This window comes from Bacillus sp. MUM 116 (assembly GCF_001866655.1).
GTDB lineage: Bacteria > Bacillota > Bacilli > Bacillales > Cytobacillaceae > Neobacillus.
The window spans coordinates 1-2,358 of sequence record NZ_MLYR01000203.1 but is presented as its reverse complement, the minus strand read 5'-3'; the positions used below and the strand labels follow the sequence as shown (position 1 = coordinate 2,358).

Below are 2,358 nucleotides of genomic sequence, written 5' to 3'. Positions count from 1 at the left end.
TGACGTTTTTGTTTGTTTAGTTTTCAAAGAACAAGACATATTCATTAGCAATTCTTTTTTAATCGCTCAGAAGCGACTTTATTAATATAACACGGTGTTATCGATAATGTCAACACCTTTTTTCAACCGTCACTCACGAAAGTTTTTAATAATCATTTCGCAGCGACGGTTATTAATATATCAAGTATAAAGAAAAAGGTCAATATGTTTTTTGTTTTTTTATGATATTTTTTTATTTACTCGATAACATCGATGAAAAATACCTGAACCTTTTGTTTCAAGATTCACTACTTCTACTAAATGTTTTTCAATCAGATATTCAAGCAGTACTGCCATATCTACCGAATAAGGGACTAGCTCTTTTTCATTCATAATTTCATTAAATGACCAATATTCCTTCTCACTAAGAATATCCAATAAATGAGCTGAGCCGATTTTTGTTCGGGAATGAATCATAAACTCACTGGCAAGAAACAGTAACTCTAATCTTTTTTCAAGAGTCTCTTCACTATTAACAAGTTCTTCATAGAGCTTAAAGATCTCCGGTTCAATTTGTTTTACTTGATGCCAAACCGTTAGTTCCGGATGAAGTCCATTTTCAATGACAGCTAATCTTGCTAAATGGTGCAAGGAGTGAACAACATAATTATAAGCATCTAGATATAGTTGATTTTCAAATAAAGCTTTTCCGTCTACATAGCGGCGGATTAACTTTGCAAACTCCAGCCCCATTTTAATTTTTCTGCCGTAAAAAGGAAATTCCCGCAGTTCTTTTTTTAAATTCTCTACGTATTCATTTCGGTCAAATAAAATTCGGGCATCATCAATCCACTCGAAAATTTTCCGATTTGAACCAAGCAAGATCCATTCCTTTAATAAGTCCTCTACAATAATATGCATCGCCGCTTTTTTGTCATGATACGTATAATGCTTTATGAGTATCGGCTTTTCTGCCTCTTTTACAATAATCAAAAGAATATCATCAAATGAGTCCGTTGTATGGCTTGATTTTTGTTTTTTCTCCACCATCAAAACCCCAAGTGTATTGGCTTGGCTTGCCCTTTCTTGGTAAATCGGACGAAGGATATCTTCCATTCTTAATTCCTCCATTTTTCCCAGGTAGCATAATATTTTCGACAATAACGAGAAAACTCCTTCTAAAATTTGAGACAAATTTCGACATTTCTTCCCCGAAGCAATTTTTCTATTTTCATAATTATGGTATAGTTTCAATAGGAGGGGTAATATGGCTAAATATTCAAGTAAAATAAATAAAATAAGAACTTTTGCTTTATCGTTAATTTTTATAGGTTTTATTGTAATGTACGGAGGCATTTATTTTCGAACTTCTCCACTTATTATGACCATCTTTATGCTTTTAGGTCTCCTTTTTATTATCGCAAGCACCGTTGTTTATTTTTGGATTGGAATGTTATCAACGAAAACCATACAAGTCAAGTGCCCTAGCTGCGGTAAACCGACTAAAATGCTCGGCCGGGTGGATATGTGCATGCATTGCCGTGAACCGTTAACCCTTGACCAAAATCTCGAAGGAAAAGAATTCGACGAATCCTATAATAGGAAAAAGTCACAAAAATAAACGAAGGGTGTCCAAACTTAAAAGGACGCCCTTTTTTCATAAGAAAAGCGCAGGAGCTGGACCATTCTAAAAAGCAATTTATAAATCCTTATACTACAAAAAAGAACCAATTCCATTGAATTAGTTCTTTTGCTTATTAATGAACTTCTTTACTGGAACACTCCGGACAGGTTCCGTAAATTTCCATCCGATGATATTCTACTTTAAATCCTGTAACGTGTGAAGCCAAATGTTCCACTTCATCTAGACCAGGATAGTGAAAGTCAACGATTTTCCCGCAGCTTTCACAAATAACATGGTAATGCTGCGTAGTAATAAAATCAAATCGACTTGAGGCATCACCATATGTTAATTCGTTGACAAGGCCCACTTCACGAAATACTCGTAAATTATTGTAAACGGTTGCCACACTCATATTAGGGAATTTCCCTTCCAAGGCTTTATAAATTTCATCTGCAGTAGGATGTGACATCGAGTTTATTAAATATTCAAGTATCGCATGACGTTGCGGAGTTATTCTAACTCCAGTTTCCTTCAAGGTATCCAACGCTTCTTTTAACTGGTTCATCGCCATGCACCTCTTTTCTAAAAAATATTATTAGATTACAATTATTATAATTAGTTTACTAATTAATTCATACTTTTGTCAATATTGTTATATCACAAACAGCCGAACTTTAGGGGTAAGGAGTAAATTTTCTGCTTTGAGAATTGTTCAGCTCAAGCGCTTGTCGGGGCTGACCAAGGCGCTTCCGCTT

General features: G+C 34.8%; 3 protein-coding genes. 1 reads left to right on the top strand and 2 read right to left on the bottom strand.

Features of this window, described 5'->3' with window-relative positions; all coding sequences use genetic code 11:
- Positions 1 to 219: 219 nt before the first annotated feature.
- Positions 220 to 1,095 carry a nucleotidyltransferase-like protein gene (locus tag BIV60_RS27960; RefSeq protein WP_071358921.1) on the bottom strand — a complete coding sequence of 292 codons (876 nt, stop codon included), beginning with the start codon at positions 1,093 to 1,095 and terminating at the stop codon, positions 220 to 222.
- Between the two features lie 151 nt (positions 1,096 to 1,246).
- On the opposite strand from BIV60_RS27960, the gene BIV60_RS27955 reads away from it, so the two are divergent.
- Positions 1,247 to 1,600 (top strand): YgzB family protein, encoded by a 354-nt coding sequence (locus BIV60_RS27955; protein ID WP_071358920.1) that lies wholly within the window; start codon positions 1,247 to 1,249, stop codon positions 1,598 to 1,600.
- A 136-nt stretch (positions 1,601 to 1,736) separates the two neighbouring features.
- Here the strand turns inward: BIV60_RS27955 and perR are convergent, their stop codons facing one another.
- Positions 1,737 to 2,174 carry a peroxide-responsive transcriptional repressor PerR gene (gene perR / locus BIV60_RS27950; RefSeq protein ID WP_071358919.1) on the bottom strand — a complete coding sequence of 146 codons (438 nt, stop codon included), beginning with the start codon at positions 2,172 to 2,174 and terminating at the stop codon, positions 1,737 to 1,739.
- Between the last annotated feature and the right edge of the window lie 184 nt (positions 2,175 to 2,358).